This is a genomic window from Agarivorans sp. D1326 (assembly GCF_056958115.1).
The window spans coordinates 107,033-125,449 of sequence record NZ_JBTWEN010000010.1 but is presented as its reverse complement, the minus strand read 5'-3'; the positions used below and the strand labels follow the sequence as shown (position 1 = coordinate 125,449).

The following is an 18,417-nucleotide window of genomic DNA, read 5'->3' as shown; positions in this document are numbered from 1 at the left end:
TTAATCCTGCTCCAGCGGAAATCAGACCTTAGTGCAAGTAAACCGTGAAGTACCAAGCAAGCCTTAGCTAAAATCACACTTTTAATTAACATTTACTTTACACCCTGGTGATTTATCCATATATAGAAACAAAGAAATTAATTATTTCCAAAATATGCCAAATGTAGATGATTTGATTTTATTTGCCGACGTGGTTGAGCAAGGCTCGTTCTCTCGGGTCGCAGAACAGCGCGAGTTAACTAATTCGGTAGTGAGCAAGCGCGTGGCTCGTTTAGAGCAGCAACTGGCGGTACAACTGCTCTATCGCACTACCCGAAAACTCACACTCACCGAAGCCGGCCAAGCACTATATAGCCAAGCCAAACACATTGCGCTTAGTGCACAAGAAGCCTTCGCTGAAGTAGGCGAATATGGCGAAAGCCTAAGCGGCAAGATCCGCATTAGTGTGCCAACTATCTCGGGAGAACTGCTACTTGCCGAAGCCTTAGCAGCATTTAGCGAACAACATCCTGAAATTAGCATTGAGATGTCGATGGATAATCGCTTTGTTGACTTGCTAGAAGATGGTTTTGATTTAGTGATTCGCACCGGTAGCTTGCCTGACTCATCATTAATTGCCAGACATATTATCGACTCGCATTGGGTGGTGGTAGCCAGCCCAGCTTACTTAAAACAGCATGGCACTCCCAAAGCCCCAGATGAGCTTAAACAACATCGCTGCCTAAGTTATAGCTATCAAGAAGGTGGTGCCGAAGACTGGCTATTTAAGGTTGGAGAGAATACTCAGGCCATTCGCATTAACAGCGGCTTTAGCACCAATAACGCACGAGCATTACGCAAAACCGCGTTAGCTGGGCATGGTTTAATTTATGTGCCTCGTTGTTTGGTGTACCAAGATTTAGCCAAACAAGACTTACAAGAAGTGCTAACAGACCAAGCTGCAAAGGTGCTAGGCATTTACGCCATGTACCCTTTTACCCGCCAGCAGCCGAAAAAAATCAAATTGCTGATTGAACATATTCGGCAGCACTACCTAGCCATTTCGGAGTATTTTTAGGCATTAAGCACAAAATGATCAAATAACAACCAGCGTTATTAAAATGCCCTCTATACTTTGCTTAAGCCAATAAAACGCTTGAGTAATAATGCCAACTCGATTGTTAATACTAAGCTTTTTGTTCACGCCTTTTTTCATTAATGCAGCGGCATTGATGAAAGTAGCCGTGCTCGACTACGACCTAGACTCCGGCGAAGATGAGCCAGGTTTAGATTATTTAGTAGAAGCCGCCGCGCAAATAGATATTGAGCTGGAGCTTATCCCTCTGCCGGAAGCGCGCGCCCACCGCTTAGTGCAAAATGGTGAGTTAGACGGCGAGGCTTTCCCCTACGAAATTCCTACTCGTGATTCCAGCCACATGATAAAAATAGATGTGCCCATCGAGAGCTCATCATTATGGATTTGGGTTCCGCACGACCAAAACTGCGTGAATGACCCAAACCAGCTCAGTAACTTTAAGCCGGTAGGTTTAAATGGAATACCCTACTTTGATATCTTTTATCAATTATCAGAAATGGGGTTTGAGAAAGTAGCTACCCCGCACATAATGGTGGAAATGCTTCGCCGCGGCCGCGCAGATTACTTCCCAGCAACCAAACGCTCCGTAGAGTTTTTGCTTGATGAAACCGACCAGGCGCTAATAAAACCTTGCTTTAATGAACCCTTCATTACCATAACTAGCTACTTTTACTTGAATGAAAAACATCACGCTATTGCCGATTTGTTTCAACAAGAACTCGCCGAAGTAGTAAGCCTTCACCCCGACAATGACGACGATTAAACACTTAAGCTAAAGCGCTAATTCCTTTTAGAAAAACAAGTAAATACTGCTCAAGACTAGAGCCTAAGCAAAAGTACTGGTAGTGTTCGTTTAAGCAATCACTTAACCATGCAGGAGCTTAGGTTTTGAGCCGTTCTTCATTCCAACAGTTTCATTGGCAGTCTCAGCAGTTTGGCTGTGCCAGCAATGACATCGATAGATTCTATTCATTACTTCATGAACAAATGCAGCGTTTAGGCATGCAACAGCAAACACTTGGTAAAATTGAAAGCTACCCTGTTGATTTATATCGCTCTGCGGCGCCCAAGCAACATTTACCTAATATTCTTATTAGCGCGGGCTTTCATGGAGAAGAAGCAGCTGGACCATGGGGAATGCTAAAGTTTCTTAGCCAGCTTAACGATGATGTATTTCTATCAGTAAACCTAAGCCTATTGCCGCTAGTGAACCCTACTGGATTTAAAGCCGGACATCGCTTTAATCAATATGGCGAAAACCCCAATCGCGGTTTTGGAGTAGCCGACGGCACCGCAATTGAAACCGAAGAAAGCTCTAAAGAAGGCAAGCTGCTTATTAAGCAACAAGCGCTGCTAAAGGCACTAAGCAGTGACGGCATACTGACCTGCCACGAAGATGTATTGCAACACCACTGCTATGTGTATTCTTTTGAACCAGAGCTAGATGCAGGGCCTTTTAGCCTAGGTTTGCGAGATAGTTTAGCGCAGTACTTTAAGGTGGCCGAGGACAACAGCATTGACGGTTGCCCACTGGACAATGGTTTGATTCACAACCATTACGACAGCTCCTTTGAATCTTGCTTAGTGCGCATTGGCGCTAAACGCGGCGCGTGCAGCGAAACCCCTGCACTAGAAGATTTTGACCAGCGCATTAATGCTAACTGCGCTGTGATGCAAAAGTTTGTTATTTCAAGCCAATAACTAAATAGCCGCTAACTAGGGTCTGTTGATCTTTGCTGATGGTTTTTGCAGTTATTTATTAGCCATTTAGGCAAGGCAGTGAGTGTGCAGTTAAGTGGGCTTAATAATCACTCGCTAACGCTGAATAAATGGCTAAGAAATGCTGCCCGAAAGGTTCGGATAAGCGAACTTTACTCTTTGTTAAGCACTTCTTGCTTAGCCCACTAGGCTTCTAAGTGCTCGCCGCGATTAAAGCCCGCTTATCTCGAACAACATTTCAACATCAAAGATCAAAGATCAAAGATCAAAGATCAACAGACCTTAGCCTCTGCTGGGGGATTGTTTTGTAGCTCAAGCTGCATTTCAATTACCCCATCTTCCAGTTCAAACTTCACCTTAAAACCAAGGTGTTTGGCTAAACCCGCCATGCCGCGATTTTGGATCATGGTCATGCCACTTAAGGTTTGGGTGCCCATTTGTTGATAGTAGCGAATCATCTTTTGCAGCAAATGTTTACCTAAACCTTGCCCTTGCAAGTCGCTTCTCACCACCATAGCAAACTCGGCATCCAAGTTGTCGGGATCGATGCTGGCGCGCACTACTCCTAGTATCATCCGGTCGTCTTCGGCTTGCTCATCTACCGCAATAAAGGCCATTTCTCGGGCGTAATCAATTTGAGTGAGCAAAGCCATTTCTTCATGGGTCATTTGGCCACGTGCGCCAAAGTAACGCTTATAGCGATCTTCTTCGGTAAGTGATGAATCGAAGGCTAAGTGGTTAGGCTCGTCTTCTGGCAAAATTGGGCGAAGTAATACCTTTGTACCACTTTTGGTCTGGCAATACTCTTCCAGCTCTTTGGGGTAAGGGCGAATGGCAAGGCGCTGGCTTGAGCGCTGATCGTTTTTTTGCAAACGCATATTCACGTCAAGCAAGGTAATGTTATCGCCAGCAGCCAGCACCGGATTGAGATCTAAGCGGGCAATCTCTGGGCAATCGATAATCAAGTTTGATAGCCGAGTTAACATGCTGCAGAGCGCCTGCATTTTCAATCCGTTAGGCAAGCGCCTGTCTCGTATTTTTTCTGCTTTAAGTGCCGAAATAACTAAATAACGCGCCAAACTCATATTAAGTGGCGGCAGGGCCACCGCTGCATCTTGGGTTTCGTCCCACTCAGAGCCACCTTCGCCCAAGAAAATAGCAGGGCCAAATACTGGGTCATTAATTACTGCCACACGCAGCTCTTGTGCGCCAGCAGTTAAGGCCATTCGTTGCAGGATCATGCCTTCAACCTTGGCTTGTGGATAGGCTTGCTTGACCCTGTCGAGCATCGATTCTGCGGCTATTTCTAGCTCATGCTGGTTATTAATATTTAAGCTCACCCCATGCACATCAGATTTGTGCAGTATATCGGGCGACTGAATTTTTAAGGCTACCGGGTAGCCAATGGTGTCGGCGCAACTAATGGCTTCTTCAACATTGTGCACAAACCAAGTATCGATAGTTTGCAAGCCATAGGCATGCAACAAGGGCTTGGCATCATGAGTTTCCAGCACAAAAATATCTTTAGCAATCGCTTGCTGGAGCAACTGCTTAGCATCTTGATCAACCAAGGTTTTGTCGGTAGTGCTGGGGGTTTCTGACAACAATTTTTGGTTGCGACGAAACTCAACCATATGCATGAATGCTCCCACAGCCCCTTCGGGGGTGCGGTAGGTAGGAATGCCTGCTTTAGTGAAGGCCAGCCGACCAGAATAAGCGGTTTCTTCCCCCATCCAATTAGTAAGTATATTAAGGCGACGCGCCTTGCTATCTTGCTTGATCACATTAATTAAAGCATCGGCGGTGGACTCTGCCCCCGCCAGCGCCGAAGGTGCGTGCATTAACAGCAATGCGTCTGCTTCGCCTGAGCTTGCAACTATGTCTAAGGCTTTGGCATAGCGACTTGGGTCGGCGTCGCCAACAATATCTAAGGGGTTCTGCCCTGACCAAGCGCTGGGTAGCACCTCAGACAGCTTAGCCAAAGTATCCTCTGAGAACTCTGCCAGTTTCCCCCCGCGCTCCATTAAAGCATCTACCGCCAGCACTGCTGGCCCACCGCCATTGCTTAAAATAGCTAAGCGCTCACCCTGCAAAGGGTTGGCGTAAGTCAGCGTCTCTACCGCAGCAAACAGCTCATGTAGGTCTTTTACCCGTAACATACCAGCACGCTTAAACGCCGCGTCGTAAACCGCGTCGTTACCCACTAGTCCGCCGGTATGTAGGGCTGCCGCTTGAGCGCCTAAACGGCTGCGGCCGGACTTAATCACCAATATGGCTTTATTGCGAGAGGCAGCTCGAGCCGCCGACATAAAGCGCTGGGTATCCTTCACCGAATCGATATACAGCATAATCACTTGGGTTTTGGCATCTCTGGATAAGAAGTCGAGCAGTTCGCCAAAGTCGATATCTAAGGCATCTCCCAATGAGATAAAGGAGGAGAAGCCAATGCCCTTGTTGTTTGCCCAATCGAGCACGGTTGTGCACACAGCAGCAGATTGCGACACAAAGGCTATCTTGCCTGGCTGGCTATTGGCGTGAGCGAATGAGGCATTTAATCCAATATTAGGTAGCATTAAGCCTAAGCTGTTTGGCCCTAAAATACGCATGCCGTAACGCTGGCCAAAGGCCAGAACCTGTTCAGCAATAGTTTGCTCTTGGCCGTCTAATTTAATATCTAAACCGCCGGCTGTAATAATGGCGGCTTTGCAGCCAAATTGGCCAAGCTTTTCCACAACCTCTGGCAAACGGCTAGCGTTTACACAAATAATGGCGAGGTCTGGGCGCTGAGGGAGCTTCTCGATACTGGGATAAGCCAGTACACCTAACACCGCTTTATATTTAGGGCTCACCGGCATAACAGGACCATTAAAGCCGGCGCTCATTAGGTTTTTCATTACCACATTGCCAGGTCGTGAGGCACGATTAGATGCACCAATAACCGCGATAGACTTTGGCGAAAACAAATCATGCAGCTTGCGTTGACTCATTAGCGGGATCTCTTTGGCTGAACTTAAGCAATTATGCTCAAGTGTAACGTGTATCGACTAAGACTAAAGTATTCATTGTTCACACAATTTACATCGCTAGACCAAGGTAGTAGTAAGCGTGAGCTGAATAATAGAGTAACTAGAGACCTTATAATCTAATTACCCACAAAAAATACGACTATTGAGCAACATTACAACTACAATTAATTCAAAGTCACCCTGGTTTTTTTAAGTCGCACCAGTTTTTTATACAAACAACTGGACAAAAAGCATTTTTTTTATTCATATCTTAAAGAAACCCTGCAATTTTAAGGAAGAAAGCATGCCGTTAACCTCTATTCGAGCAATTGACTACATGACCAAAAATCCGGTTACGGTTACCCCTTCAAACTCTCTATTTGAAGCGATTGATATCATGATTACCGCCAAGGTTTCTGGCGCGACCGTCATCAACGAGCGACGTGAAGTAGTTGGTGTTATTTCTGAAATTGACTGCTTACAGGCCATTTTAAAAGGCACTTATCATGGGGAGATTGGTGGTTCAGTCGCTGATTACATGAGTGAAGAAGTAGATATTATTGGCACCGACATGGATATTCTTGCTGTTGCAGAAAAATTGATTAAAGAAAAACGTCGTAGAATGCCAGTGGTGCAAAATGGCAAATTTATTGGTCAATACAGTATTCGAAGCATTCTTAATGCAGTGAAAGAATTTAATCTCAAATAACTAGTTCACTGTCTTTACTCACTAAAAAGGGCAGTTAAGCTGCCCTTTTTTGCTCTTGGTAACCTACCGATTAGTGAACTTGATTAACCACCATTTGAGATTGCAAACCTTCTATCTCGGCAATAATTCCAGCAGTGTTCTCACTGTCTGGCACCATTAGATCAAGCTCGGCGGTAAATACACTCCCCCCAGCTTCAGGTACGCTCATTCTATGGCATTCAAGCTTGTTAACATTAACGCCATGCCCGACTAGCAAACGCGTAATATCGTTAATGAGGCCGGGGCGATCTTCTGCATCAATAACCAAACTTAATGATTCACTTTGAGATAAGTGGGCAGGTTTGCAGCCGTTAATGCTTAGGTGTAAGTCATCTACCGCTAGCAAGGCTTGCTGCAAGGCCTGAGTATTTTTTTGCGGAACCTGCACTTTGAAGATACAAGCCACTTGACCATCCAAATTTACAACCCGACTACTTAACCACTTTCCTTGATGAGAGTGGGTGATATCGGCCAAGCGATTTAGTGTACCCGGCTTATCCTCACCGGTGGCAGTAACTAAAAATAGATCGCTCATACATCTACCCCTTTATGCTAAAACCTAGTTTAAGTTTATACCACCCAGCGGCAAAGGGTGTGACGAGACGCAGGATTTGAGCGGGTTAACAGTAAAAGCTTGTAAAAATGCTAAGTGGGCAGAAAAATGCCTATTTTTTAATGAGTTTGCTTTGCCAGCCCAATAAAAAAGCCGACTATCGTCGGCTCTATTTCATGCTTATTTGTTGCTATAAACACCGACATTTTTAAAACCAGCATCTTGTAAATACAAAGCTTGTAATTTGCTCATGACCCCACGGTCACAATACAGCATGTAATGCTTAGATTGGTCTAAATCGCCAAACTGAGTAGCTAACTTAAAGAATGGGATATGCTTTACTTCCACTTCTTCTAAGCTAAAAGGCTGTTGCTCTTGTTCTTCTATGGAGCGAATATCTAAAACAACCGCTTCTTTATCTCGTGCTAGCTCTTCTTCGCTAAGCACTTCGGTTACTTGCTCGTCGGCTTCTTTGGTCACATCACGAATATCGGTAATGCGGCACTCTTCTACTACCTTATCCAAAATCGTAAAATCGAAGTTTTCTTCTTCGGCCAGTAACTTAGACTCAACCGCTTTTACCGTTGGCTTGTTAGAAATAACACCGCAGTACTCTGGCATGGTTTCAGCAAAATCGTTGGTACCAATATGCTTAGCCGTATCAATAATATCTTGTTTATCGGTGGCAATTAGCGGTCGAAGAATCAAGGTTTCTGACACTCGGTCAATCATGCTTAAGTTAACCAAGGTTTGGCTAGACACTTGACCTACCGCTTCACCGGTTACCAATGCGGGAATATCTAGATGCTGAGCTACTTTAGATGCTGCTCGCACCATCATACGCTTGAGAACTACGCCCATTTGGCCGTTGTCTACTTTTTCAAGTATCTCGTTCACCACTGGATCAAAGTCTACCGCAACAAACTTAACCCGATGCGACGAACCAAAGCGCTTCCAGAGGTGGTGAGCAACCTGCTTAACGCCTAGCTCATGAGCGCGACCACCTAAATTAAAGAAACAGTAGTGTACTTTTGCGCCACGTTTGATGAGTTGATAACTCGACACACCTGAGTCAAAACCACCGGAAATTAGCGACAATACACTTTCTTGTGTTGCGATAGGGAAACCGCCTAAACCTGGGTGCTTCTCTTGCACCAAATACATCACGTCGTCGGCGATTTCGATTTTCACCGTAACATCAGGATTTTTTAAACGAACACCATTACTCTCACAATGTTGGTTTAAACCACCACCAACATACCGCTCTACTTCAATAGATGAGAAATCGTGTTTGCCACTGCGCTTAACCCGCACACAAAAGGTTTTGTCTTTTAAGCGATCTTTCCAAGCGTCAAAAGTTAACTCATAAATACTGTGTAAATCGGTATAGCTATGTTGTTTCACTTCCAAGAAGTGCACGATACCCGGCGTAGAAGAAAGCGCTTGAATCACCGCTTCGCGGTTCTCTTCGCTGTCGTTACGCGAAGTAACAACCATGCGATCCCAATCTAAACGCACTCGAATAGTTTCATCGATTGGACTAATTACATTGCGAATATTACTTTGAAGAATTTTACTGAAGCGCTTACGCACCGGCTTACTCTTCATGGCAATTTCTGGAAATAGTTTAACGATGAACTTCATAACTCAAGGGCCTTGATAAATTTGGGCGCGAATTATACCGCGAGTTAAGGCAGCGAGCCAATATTGTTTAGTTTAGCTCGCCTTGGCAGGAATTTTGGGGAAAGTACAAATTGAGAAAATACAAAACTCGCTTAGCTCGGCTAAGCGAGTTGGCTGGTTTACTCTTCTCCAGAAACGGCTATCTCACCAGATTGAGAGGCCTTACCTTGCATAATGCCGATTTCTACGCGGCGGTTACGGCGGCGGTTTTCGATAGTATTATTTTTCATTAAGGGTTGAGTATCCGCTAATCCGCTCACGATTAAGCGCTCTTCGGCAAAACCACGCACTTTAATGAGCTCATGAGCCACCGACACAGCACGCTGACTAGATAAATCCCAGTTTGAGCGGTACAACTCTGACTCTGCTTGCTGGTTATCGGTATGGCCAGACACGGTGACAATACCAGGAATGTCTTTAATCACCTCACCCACACGGCGAATAACCGGGCGAAACTTAGGTTGTAAAAAGGCAGATCCTGAAGGGAAAGCGCCCTTCTCTCGCACCCGAATAATAATTTGCTGACCAAGCGACTCCACTTCAATGGCGCCATCTTCAATTTGGTCACGCAGCTGCTGGGCGATTCGTTTAGCAGTTTCATTTTGTTGCGCTTGGGTTTCGGATTGGCTTTGTGAAGACTGAGCTTGAGTTGCTGAGGCTCGGCCACCGGTTTGCTGGCCAGCAGCTTTTTGCTGACCACCAGCATCGGCTTCTTCGCCATCATGAAACTCAAGCTTGGCCTGAGTCATATCAATGGTTTGCTGCATGATGGTTTCGATAGGTGTTGGCTCAGGGCGGCCCGGCCTAAACTCTTGCGCAATTACCGAGGTTCCTTTTGGAATGTCTTTTACTTCCAGTAGGTTTTGCACACCAAAAGCATACTTCATTGAACCGGCAATTTGCTTAAACTTTAGTACGTCCATTTCCGAGAAAGCCAACAGCAATACAAAGAAGCACATCAACAGAGACATGAGATCGGCGAAGGTGCCCATCCATGCGGGTAGTCCTTCGGGGGGGCACTTGCAAGGTTCTTCCATACTGCGCTACCTACTCGTCTGTTGTGCCTAGTGAGCGTTTGCCTTCTGGCAAGTAGTTTTTCAAAACACCCTCAATCACTCGCGGGTTCTGGCCATCTTGAATACCCAATACAGCATCCAGAATCAAACTACGGTTAAGCTTTTCTTCACCCGCACGCAATAGCAGTTTTTCGCTAATAGGAATGGCCACCATGTTGGCAAGAATGGCTCCATACAAAGTCGTTAACAAGGCTACCGCCATAGCTGGACCAATAGACTTTGGGTCATCCATGTTAGATAACATAGCTACCAGGCCAATCAGGGTACCAATCATTCCCATGGCTGGTGCTACATCACCTAAGGCTTTAAAAATACCGGCTCCAAATTCATGGCGCTCGGAGGTAAGCAAGATATCCTTTTCCATGGTGGCGCGCACGACGTCGGCATCATGGCCATCCACCAGCATATCGATACCTTTTTGCATAAAGGGGTTGGTGATCTCGGCTTCTTCTAGCGCCAAAAAGCCGCCTTTACGGGCTGCGTCAGCCATTTCTACAGAGCGTTCGATAAGATCGTCGGGCTTGTCTGCTTTAAACATAAAAGCCTTAGCCGCAATTTTAATCGCTCCCAAAAACTGACCTAGGTTGTATTTCATCAATACAACAAACAAGGAGCCACAAAAAACAATTAGTACCGAGGGAATGTCGATAAAAATCTCAATTCCGCCACCCATCACCATCGCCATAACAACAAAGGCGAAGGCGCCGATAATCCCAATCAGCGTTGCTAAATCCACTGCTTTTTCCTTTTAACCTGTAGCCTAGAGATTCTAATTAAACTAATACTAGTCTACTCGCAAAACAGAATCGAAGGTAATTTTGTGTTCTCATTTCAATATCTTGACCTACCAAGCTCTTCTATATTTATCGGCCAATATTAAAATACTTGAGTCGCAAGTTTGACCTACCCATACGGCTAAGGTAACTTTGCGCCAGAATACGCTTGATAGAGGCTCTAGCATGGTTGCAAAAAAACCAGAAAAGATGAAGTTTGAAGAAACCTTAAATGAACTTGAAGACATTGTTCAGCTGCTTGAACAAGGTGAGCTAAGCCTCGAAGATTCTCTTAAGCAATTTGAACGCGGCATCAGTTTAGCCAATGCTGGCCAAGCTAAGTTGCAGCAGGCTCAACAGCAAGTTGAGATACTTCGCCAAGGGCCAAATGGCGATTCACTAGAACCTTTAGTGCAGGAGCCTTCTGAGTGAATTCTAGTTTAGCTAGCACCATTGCTGACTACCAATCCCAAATAAACACCCATTTAGACAGTGTTTTAACCTATCAAGTTGTTAATGATCCCAAACTACTAGCAGCCATGCGTCACGGCCTATTGCTAGGCGGTAAGCGAGTACGACCGCTGTTAGTTTATTTGGTTGGGCAATTAAACAATGCGCCCAAAGACATACTTAATGCTGCAGCGGCGGCTGTAGAGTGCATTCACGCCTATTCGTTGATTCATGATGATTTACCCGCCATGGATGATGATGAGCTGCGCCGTGGCCAGCCTACTTGCCATATTGCTTATGATGAAGCCACCGCAATACTAGCGGGCGACGCCTTACAAAGCCTCGCCTTTAGCTTAATTGCTGAAGCACCGGCCAGCGATGCACAAAAGGTGGCCATGCTTAAAATACTAAGCCAAGCGGCTGGTTATAACGGCATGTGCGGTGGTCAAGCATTAGATATTGCGGCAACCAACCAACAGGTTAGCCTAGAGCAACTAGAAAGAGTGCACCAACACAAAACCGGTGCCATTATCAAAGCAGCGGTAATGTTAGGCGCTGTTTGTGGCAAGATTGAACAAGCAAATGAGCAGCAGGCTTTAGCTCGTTATGCAGATGCGTTAGGCTTAGCCTTTCAAGTTCGTGATGACATTTTAGATATAATTAGTGATACCGACACTTTAGGTAAACCACAGGGCTCAGATCAGGCCCTAAATAAGAGCACTTACCCGAGTTTACTGGGCCTTGAAGGCGCCATAGAAAAAGCTGAAAACCTAGGTAAAGAAGCGCTTCAAGCCTTAGAGAGTTTGCCTTACAATAGTGAGTTGCTAGCCTTATTAGCTGATTATGTCGTACATCGAAACAACTAGTCGTCAACAATAAGAATAATGATAAGCATTTTATATGACACTGAATATTAAAGATTACCCTACACTTGCTCTGGCTGACTTGCCTCCGCAACTTCGCCAGCTTGAGCAACAACAGCTACCTGAGCTGTGTGACGAACTTCGCCAATACCTTCTTAACAGTGTCAGCCAATCGAGTGGCCATTTAGCATCAGGTTTAGGTGCTGTTGAGCTAACGGTAGCCTTGCATTACGTATATAACACCCCGTTCGATAAACTGGTTTGGGACGTAGGCCACCAAGCTTATCCGCACAAAATTTTAACTGGTCGCCGTGAAAAAATGTCGACCATTCGCCAATTTAAAGGCTTGCACCCTTTCCCATGGCGCGGCGAAAGTGAATACGATGTGCTCAGCGTAGGCCATTCAAGCACTTCTATTGGTGCCGCCTTAGGTATGGCTATTGCGGCTGAAAAAGAACAGCAAGGCCGTAAAGTGGTTGCTGTAATTGGTGATGGCGCAATGACCGCAGGCATGGCTTTTGAAGCACTAAACCATGCTGGTGCTATTCATAACGACATGTTAGTGATTCTTAATGACAACGAGATGTCGATTTCTGAGAATGTTGGCGCACTGAATAATTCTTTAGCCAATATTCTTTCTGGCTCTTTGTACTCGTCGCTACGTGAAGGCGGCAAAAAAGTACTGAGTGGCATGCCACCGATTAAAGAGCTCGCTCGCAGAGCGGAAGAACACCTTAAAGGCATGGTAGTGCCGGGTACCTTATTTGAAGAGTTTGGATTTAATTACATTGGCCCAATTGATGGCCATGATGTGAAAGGCTTGGTGCGCACCTTAAGCAATATGCGCGACTTAAAAGGCCCGCAAATTCTGCATGTAATGACCAAAAAAGGTAAAGGTTACCTACCCGCAGAGCAAGATCCAATTGGCTATCACGGGGTGCCTAAATTTGACCCTAGCCAAGACAACTTGCCTAAAAGCAAAGGCGCAGCCCCTACATTTTCTAAAGTTTTTGGTGACTGGTTATGCGACATGGCAGCCAAAGATAAAAAGCTGATGGGAATTACACCTGCCATGCGTGAAGGTTCAGGCATGGTGCGCTTTTCTAAAGAGTTTCCAGAACAATACTTTGATGTGGCCATTGCCGAGCAGCATGCTGTAACCTTTGCTGCAGGCTTAGCAATTGCCGGTTACCAACCGGTTGTTGCGATTTACAGTACCTTTTTACAGCGCGCCTATGATCAACTAATTCACGATGTAGCGATTCAAAATTTACCGGTTTTGTTTGCCATTGACCGTGCTGGCATTGTTGGGGCCGATGGCCCAACTCACCAAGGTGCTTTTGATTTAAGCTACCTACGCACCGTGCCTAACTTAGTGATTATGGCACCAGCTAACGAAGACGAATGTAGGCAGATGCTCTACACCGGCCACTTGCACCAAGGCCCAGCAGCGGTGCGCTACCCGCGTGGTGGTGCCGATAATACACCGGTAAATAGCGAAATGACCGCTATGGAAATTGGTAAAGCTCGGGTCATAAGAGAAGGCAAGAAAATCGCCATTCTTAACTTTGGTAGTTTACTGTGCAAAGCCGCGCCAGTGGCCGAGCAGCTAGATGCAACCTTGGTTGATATGCGCTTTGTTAAGCCCTTAGACGAAGCGTGCATTAAAGCCCTGGTTGCCGAGCATGATGTATTAGTGACAGTAGAAGAAAATGCAATACAAGGCGGCGCAGGCTCTGCAGTAAACGAATTCTTATTTGCTCAGCAGCTTAACCAAGTAAAAGTACTAAACATTGGCTTACCCGATAATTTTGTTGAACAAGGTAGCCAAGAACAAATTTATGACTTACTCGGTTTAGATAGCAAAGGCATTCAACAAAAAATTGAACGTTTTTGCCAAGCTTAAGCGACTAATCGAGTACCTGTAGCTGCTCAAACAATGGGAATGGACTAGCCCGATTCATATTCTTTATATCAATCCGCTGGTTCAAGGCCCAAATTTTTCGCTGCCAGTATAAGGGAACAAATACTGCTTCCTGATAGATTTGCTGCTCTAAGTACTGAATAATTTTAGCGCGTTTCTCCTCATCTAGCTCTTGCTCGCCGGCCAGAATAAGTTGGCTAATTTTATCATTTTGGTAGGCTTTACAAGGTCCACCCTCATCGGTAATTGGTTCCCCCTCACTGAGAAACATCGCCCGCGCAATAGACAACACATTGCCCGCATCTCCCTGCCTACGTGTTAACACTAAGTCACTTGAACAACTATCCACTGCCAACTGGTAGTCTTGATCACTTAACCATTGCGGGTGCAAAGCAATATTCACCCGATCCAACATCGACACCAACTGTGAAACCACTTTAGATTGGTCACCAAATAATGACTCAGGTACAGCCATGGTTAGTTTAAAACCTTTTTCGTAACCCGCTTGTTGTAACAATTGATGTGCCAATAACAAGTTATAACGCGGCAACAGCTCGGCATTGTAACCGGCTTGCCCTGGTATGCTTAGCTGAGTAGAAGCCAAAGCATAAGGCCCTAGCACCTCGGCTAAACGAATATTATCTATGGCTAAGTTTAGCGCTTGGCGGACTCTACGATTGTCTAAGGCTGGGTTACGCTGGTTTAATTCAATAGCTAACCACTTTAACCCTTCAGTTTGTATCACCGACAATTGCTTATCTTTGTTGAGCAACTCTACGTAGTTCTCTGGCACGTGATCTACGATATCAACATCGCGAGAAAACAAGCTAGCCATGCGCATTTCAGCTTGTTTAATCGGCACCACTTTAATCCGTTGTACATTGCTACGATTAGTACGCCAGTAGCTTGAATGAATTTCAAATTCGGTAACAATGCCCGGCACATAACGGCTCACTTTAAAAGGGCCAGTACCCGATACAGCAAAAGGTGAATTGGTGTTTTCTTCAGCGGTGTAAAACTGCTTATCTGCTGGAAAAATAAAACTCAAACGTTGAATCAACTCAGAAAAAGGCCGATAAGTACGAACTTCGAATTGCAGGGTATTAAGCGCCTTTAAGCTCTTAATAGGTGCAAACAACGCATGTAAATGAGCTTGCTGAGAAAGTTGTTGGAAGGTCCACTCTACGTCTTCGGCAGTGAGTGTATTACCAGAGTGAAACACTACGCCACTGCGTAATTCAAACTGAATCTGTGTGGGAGAAATAATTTTCCACTTGGTGATTAAGCGTGGCGCAATACGCCCTTGTTGATCAAGTAAAAATAAGGGGTCGAACAACAAGTGATTAATAAAATTACTATTGGCATCCAGTTCATCAACAAGTTGCTGTGGCTCGGCGTGAAAAGCGGTTCCCCAAACCAGAGTATTGGCCTTAGCTTGTTGCCAAGCGCCAAGGCTTACAAGCAACAACAAAGTAATAGGCAGGGATTTGATTTTCAACTTTGCTAACAACGCCAACGTCTTGAACCTTAAAACGATTAATGCTGCTAACTTACACGTGATGACGCAATAAAAAAAGCGGGACAAGCCCGCTTTTTGATTGGATAGCGTGCAAGTTAAGCGATTCGCCCTTCTTCTCGAGCAAAACACGCAACTTGCGCATTAGCTTCGCTTACCAAACTTGGCTGCTCTTTATTGCATCGCTCATTGGCATAACGACAACGTGCGTGAAAAGCACAGCCTTTAGGTGGATTAAGTGGCGAAGGCAGTTCACCTTCTAGCTTAATTTTCTCGCGGCGATGACTAGGGTCTAAACGTGGCGTACTTGATAACAGCGCTTGAGTATAAGGATGCTTGGGATTAGCAAACAGCTCCTCACAAGAAGCATATTCTACCGCCTTGCCTAAATACATCACCATCACTTCATCTGCAATGTGCTCAACTACTGATAAATCATGCGAAATGAAGATATAGCTTAAGCCCATCTCATCTTGTAAATCCATCATCAGGTTTAGCACCTGCGCCTGCACAGACACGTCTAGCGCCGATACGGGCTCATCGGCTACTACAACCTTAGGGTCAAGCATTAAACCGCGTGCAATAGCGATACGTTGACGCTGACCACCAGAGAACATGTGTGGGTAACGATCGTAATGCTCAGGGCGTAAGCCCACTTTGGCTAACATAGCTAAAGCTTTTTGCTTTCGCTCGGCCTTGCTCATATCACTGTTAATCACCAAAGGTTCTTCGAGAATGGTCCCTACTTTTTTGCGCGGATTCAGCGAACCATAAGGGTTTTGGAAGATGATTTGGATTTTTTGACGCAAGGCTTTAGCGGCATCTTTACCTAAGCTAAGAATATCTTTGCCGTCAAAGCAAAGCTCACCAGCAGTGGGCGTTTCGATCATGGTTAGTACCCGAGCTAAAGTCGACTTACCGCAACCTGACTCACCAACCACTGCTAGCGTTTTACCCTTCTCTAACTTAAAGCTCACACCATCTAAGGCTTTTACAGTGGCGTCTGGTTTAAACATACCGGCTTTTACGTGGTAATGCTTCTTGACCCCGTTTACCGCTAATACCGATTCTTGCGTAATTTCTTCTACTGGAGCAGCATCTAAAGCCGCTGCTTTCATAATGCTATCACTCATGCGCTTGGTCTCCCGCTTTCATCCAGTGGTGTAAAGCATCGCACTTGACGCATTCCTTCTCCCTGCATTGCAGGCTGTTCGTTTTGACAACGCTCGGTGGCATAAGGGCAACGCGGGTTTAACAAGCAACCAACTGGTCGGTCAAACGCACCAGGCACCACACCAGGTAGTGCGTCTAAACGCTCTTTACCTGCCGATGATTCAGGCAGTGAACGGAGCAAGGCTTGGGTATAAGGATGTTTCGGCGTTGAGAAAATCTCTTCAGCTGGTCCGGTTTCTACCACTTGTCCTGCGTACATCACAATCACACGGTGAGCAGACTCAGCCACTAATGCTAAATCGTGAGTAATCAGCACCAAGCCCATGTTTTTCTGTTTTTGTAGATCCAACAACAAATCAACGATTTGCGCTTGAATGGTTACATCCAAAGCGGTGGTTGGTTCATCGGCGATCAACAGTTTTGGATCGCAGGCTATCGCCATGGCAATCATCACCCGCTGGCTCATACCACCCGACAACTGATGCGGATAGGTTTTTAAGCGCGATTCGGGATCTGGAATACCTACTTGCTCAAGTAACTCGATTACCCGTTTACGACGCCACTTTTTGTCACCGCTTTGATGAATTTTAAGGGCTTCGCTAATTTGGTATTCAACGGTATAACACGGGTTTAAGCTCGACATTGGCTCTTGGAAAATCATCGCGATCTCAGCACCGGTAATCGCGCGACGTTTATCCTCTGGCATGGCCAGTAGATCTTGCCCTTCAAAATTAAGGGTGTCGGCAGTCACTTTTCCCGGGTAGTCAATCAAACCCATGATGGACAAAGAACTAACACTCTTGCCCGAGCCAGATTCGCCAACAATACCTACAATTTCACCCTTTTCTACGCTGTAACCTACTTGGTCCACCGCACGAAATGGATTATCTCCATCACCAAACTCAACAGTAAGGTTATTCACTTCTAATAAAGACACAAGGCTTCTCCTACTGCTTCAACTTGGGATCAAGGGCATCACGTAAACCATCGCCCATTAAGTTAAAGGCTAATACCGTTAACAGAATCACTAAGCCTGGGAAGGTAACTACCCACCAAGCACGTTGTACAAACTGCAAGGCATCGGCCAGCATGCTTCCCCACTCTGGTGTTGGCGGTTGAGCACCTAAACCTAGGAAGCCCAGTGCAGCCATATCCAAAATAGCGTTAGAGAAGCCCAAAGTAGCCTGCACGATAAGCGGTGCAGTACAGTTAGGTAGAATTGTAATAAACATTAAACGCAGTGAGCCAGCACCAGCAACCCGTGAAGAAATCACGTAATCTTTGTTCAACTCTGCGATGGTTGATGCGCGGGTTAAACGCACATAGTGCGGCATAGATACAATGGCAATTGCCATAGCTGCATTAAAAATGCTTGGACCTAAGATAGCCACAATTGCAATTGCCAATAACAAGCTTGGCATGGCCAACATAATGTCTACCGCGCGCATGATGATGGTTTCAACATAGCCGCGGAAAAATCCAGCAATTAGCCCCAAAATAACGCCAATACCTAAGGACAGCGTTACCACTAAGCAACCAATAAACAATGATAGTTGCGCACCATGAATTAGACGCGACAAGATATCGCGACCAACATCGTCAGTTCCCAAAAGGTGAGCGGTGGTACCCCCCTCTACCCAAAACGGTGGTAGCAGCAAGGCATCACGATATTGTTCGATGGGAGAATGCGGCGCAATCACATTTGCCAGCAAAGCCACCACAATCATTGTTGCGATGAATACCAAGCCAATGACAGCCCCGGTATTTTGACTAAAGTAGCCCCAAAATTCTTGTAACGGCGTTTGTACTTGTGGTCCAGTGGTGGCTGGAGTCGTTGTTTGTTCAGACATAATACACTC

16 protein-coding genes are annotated in these 18,417 nt (G+C 45.6%); 7 read left to right on the top strand and 9 right to left on the bottom strand.

Features of this window, described 5'->3' with window-relative positions:
• Positions 1-154 precede the first annotated feature (154 nt).
• The 3 genes from ACYFDN_RS17930 (at position 155) to ACYFDN_RS17920 (ending at position 2,776) form a co-directional block, all read left to right on the top strand.
• Positions 155-1,057, top strand: coding sequence for a LysR family transcriptional regulator (locus ACYFDN_RS17930; RefSeq protein ID WP_483512190.1), 903 nt, complete (start codon positions 155-157; stop codon positions 1,055-1,057).
• A gap of 88 nt (positions 1,058-1,145) precedes the next feature.
• Positions 1,146-1,838, top strand: coding sequence for a hypothetical protein (locus ACYFDN_RS17925; RefSeq protein WP_483512188.1), 693 nt, complete (start codon positions 1,146-1,148; stop codon positions 1,836-1,838).
• Positions 1,839-1,963: 125 nt separating this feature from the next.
• Positions 1,964-2,776: an N-acetyl-ornithine deacetylase gene (locus ACYFDN_RS17920; protein WP_483512186.1), complete on the top strand. Its 813-nt coding sequence runs from the start codon at positions 1,964-1,966 to the stop codon at positions 2,774-2,776.
• Between the two features lie 290 nt (positions 2,777-3,066).
• Here the strand turns inward: ACYFDN_RS17920 and ACYFDN_RS17915 are convergent, their stop codons facing one another.
• Positions 3,067-5,781, bottom strand: coding sequence for a bifunctional acetate--CoA ligase family protein/GNAT family N-acetyltransferase (locus ACYFDN_RS17915; RefSeq protein ID WP_483512184.1), 2,715 nt, complete (start codon positions 5,779-5,781; stop codon positions 3,067-3,069).
• Between the two features lie 322 nt (positions 5,782-6,103).
• Between ACYFDN_RS17915 and ACYFDN_RS17910 the strand changes: the two genes are divergently transcribed.
• Complete coding sequence (locus tag ACYFDN_RS17910; RefSeq protein ID WP_016402709.1) at positions 6,104-6,508, top strand: CBS domain-containing protein; 405 nt, start codon at positions 6,104-6,106, stop codon at positions 6,506-6,508.
• A gap of 70 nt (positions 6,509-6,578) precedes the next feature.
• Here the strand turns inward: ACYFDN_RS17910 and ACYFDN_RS17905 are convergent, their stop codons facing one another.
• The 4 genes from ACYFDN_RS17905 to pomA all read right to left on the bottom strand — a co-directional run bounded on the left by ACYFDN_RS17905 (position 6,579) and on the right by pomA (position 10,595).
• On the bottom strand, positions 6,579-7,082 hold the full coding sequence (locus tag ACYFDN_RS17905; RefSeq protein ID WP_016402708.1) for a glycine cleavage system transcriptional repressor: 504 nt from the start codon (positions 7,080-7,082) through the stop codon (positions 6,579-6,581).
• Between the two features lie 198 nt (positions 7,083-7,280).
• Positions 7,281-8,744: a tRNA uracil 4-sulfurtransferase ThiI gene (gene thiI, locus ACYFDN_RS17900; RefSeq protein ID WP_483512183.1), complete on the bottom strand. Its 1,464-nt coding sequence runs from the start codon at positions 8,742-8,744 to the stop codon at positions 7,281-7,283.
• A 158-nt stretch (positions 8,745-8,902) separates the two neighbouring features.
• Entirely contained in the window at positions 8,903-9,820 is a 918-nt protein-coding gene (locus ACYFDN_RS17895; protein ID WP_040307387.1) for a flagellar motor protein MotB, read from the bottom strand.
• 10 nt (positions 9,821-9,830) lie between these two features.
• Positions 9,831-10,595 (bottom strand): flagellar motor protein PomA, encoded by a 765-nt coding sequence (pomA, locus tag ACYFDN_RS17890; RefSeq protein WP_221074381.1) that lies wholly within the window; start codon positions 10,593-10,595, stop codon positions 9,831-9,833.
• Between the two features lie 223 nt (positions 10,596-10,818).
• Between pomA and ACYFDN_RS17885 the strand changes: the two genes are divergently transcribed.
• Genes ACYFDN_RS17885 through dxs form a run of 3 tightly spaced genes read left to right on the top strand, consistent with a single transcriptional unit; the run spans position 10,819 to position 13,851 of the window.
• Positions 10,819-11,064 carry an exodeoxyribonuclease VII small subunit gene (locus tag ACYFDN_RS17885; protein WP_483512182.1) on the top strand — a complete coding sequence of 82 codons (246 nt, stop codon included), beginning with the start codon at positions 10,819-10,821 and terminating at the stop codon, positions 11,062-11,064.
• On the top strand, positions 11,061-11,948 hold the full coding sequence (gene ispA, locus ACYFDN_RS17880; protein ID WP_483512181.1) for a (2E,6E)-farnesyl diphosphate synthase: 888 nt from the start codon (positions 11,061-11,063) through the stop codon (positions 11,946-11,948). The genes ACYFDN_RS17885 and ispA overlap by 4 nt, the downstream gene beginning before the upstream one ends.
• 34 nt (positions 11,949-11,982) lie before the next feature.
• Positions 11,983-13,851, top strand: coding sequence for a 1-deoxy-D-xylulose-5-phosphate synthase (gene dxs / locus ACYFDN_RS17875; RefSeq protein WP_016402702.1), 1,869 nt, complete (start codon positions 11,983-11,985; stop codon positions 13,849-13,851).
• Between the two features lie 4 nt (positions 13,852-13,855).
• On the opposite strand, the gene ACYFDN_RS17870 is transcribed toward dxs, so the two are convergent.
• From ACYFDN_RS17870 to dppC, 4 genes are all read right to left on the bottom strand, one after another.
• The gene (locus ACYFDN_RS17870; protein ID WP_483512180.1) at positions 13,856-15,385 is read right to left on the bottom strand and encodes an ABC transporter substrate-binding protein; all 1,530 of its coding nucleotides are present in this window, start codon (positions 15,383-15,385) and stop codon (positions 13,856-13,858) included.
• A 98-nt stretch (positions 15,386-15,483) separates the two neighbouring features.
• A complete protein-coding gene (locus ACYFDN_RS17865; RefSeq protein WP_483512178.1) occupies positions 15,484-16,518 on the bottom strand; it encodes a peptide ABC transporter ATP-binding protein in 1,035 nt (344 codons plus the stop codon).
• Positions 16,515-17,495: a dipeptide ABC transporter ATP-binding protein gene (gene dppD, locus ACYFDN_RS17860; protein ID WP_483512177.1), complete on the bottom strand. Its 981-nt coding sequence runs from the start codon at positions 17,493-17,495 to the stop codon at positions 16,515-16,517. Before dppD ends, ACYFDN_RS17865 begins: the two co-directional genes overlap by 4 nt.
• Positions 17,496-17,505: 10 nt before the next feature.
• Positions 17,506-18,408, bottom strand: a complete 903-nt coding sequence (dppC, locus tag ACYFDN_RS17855; protein WP_483512175.1) for a dipeptide ABC transporter permease DppC — start codon at positions 18,406-18,408, stop codon at positions 17,506-17,508.
• Positions 18,409-18,417 lie beyond the last annotated feature (9 nt).

Bases quoted from the DNA above. Each gene is read 5' to 3' on its own strand.
- thiI (WP_483512183.1), bottom strand. From the start codon at position 8,744: ATGAAGTTCATCGTTAAACTATTTCCAGAAATTGCCATGAAGAGTAAG.
- dxs (WP_016402702.1), top strand. From the start codon at position 11,983: ATGACACTGAATATTAAAGATTACCCTACACTTGCTCTGGCTGACTTG.
- dppC (WP_483512175.1), bottom strand. From the start codon at position 18,408: ATGTCTGAACAAACAACGACTCCAGCCACCACTGGACCACAAGTACAA.
- ACYFDN_RS17895 (WP_040307387.1), bottom strand. From the start codon at position 9,820: ATGGAAGAACCTTGCAAGTGCCCCCCCGAAGGACTACCCGCATGGATG.
- ACYFDN_RS17865 (WP_483512178.1), bottom strand. From the start codon at position 16,518: ATGAGTGATAGCATTATGAAAGCAGCGGCTTTAGATGCTGCTCCAGTA.
- ACYFDN_RS17930 (WP_483512190.1), top strand. From the start codon at position 155: ATGCCAAATGTAGATGATTTGATTTTATTTGCCGACGTGGTTGAGCAA.
- ACYFDN_RS17905 (WP_016402708.1), bottom strand. From the start codon at position 7,082: ATGAGCGATCTATTTTTAGTTACTGCCACCGGTGAGGATAAGCCGGGT.
- ACYFDN_RS17925 (WP_483512188.1), top strand. From the start codon at position 1,146: ATGCCAACTCGATTGTTAATACTAAGCTTTTTGTTCACGCCTTTTTTC.
- ACYFDN_RS17910 (WP_016402709.1), top strand. From the start codon at position 6,104: ATGCCGTTAACCTCTATTCGAGCAATTGACTACATGACCAAAAATCCG.
- ACYFDN_RS17885 (WP_483512182.1), top strand. From the start codon at position 10,819: ATGGTTGCAAAAAAACCAGAAAAGATGAAGTTTGAAGAAACCTTAAAT.
- ACYFDN_RS17915 (WP_483512184.1), bottom strand. From the start codon at position 5,781: ATGAGTCAACGCAAGCTGCATGATTTGTTTTCGCCAAAGTCTATCGCG.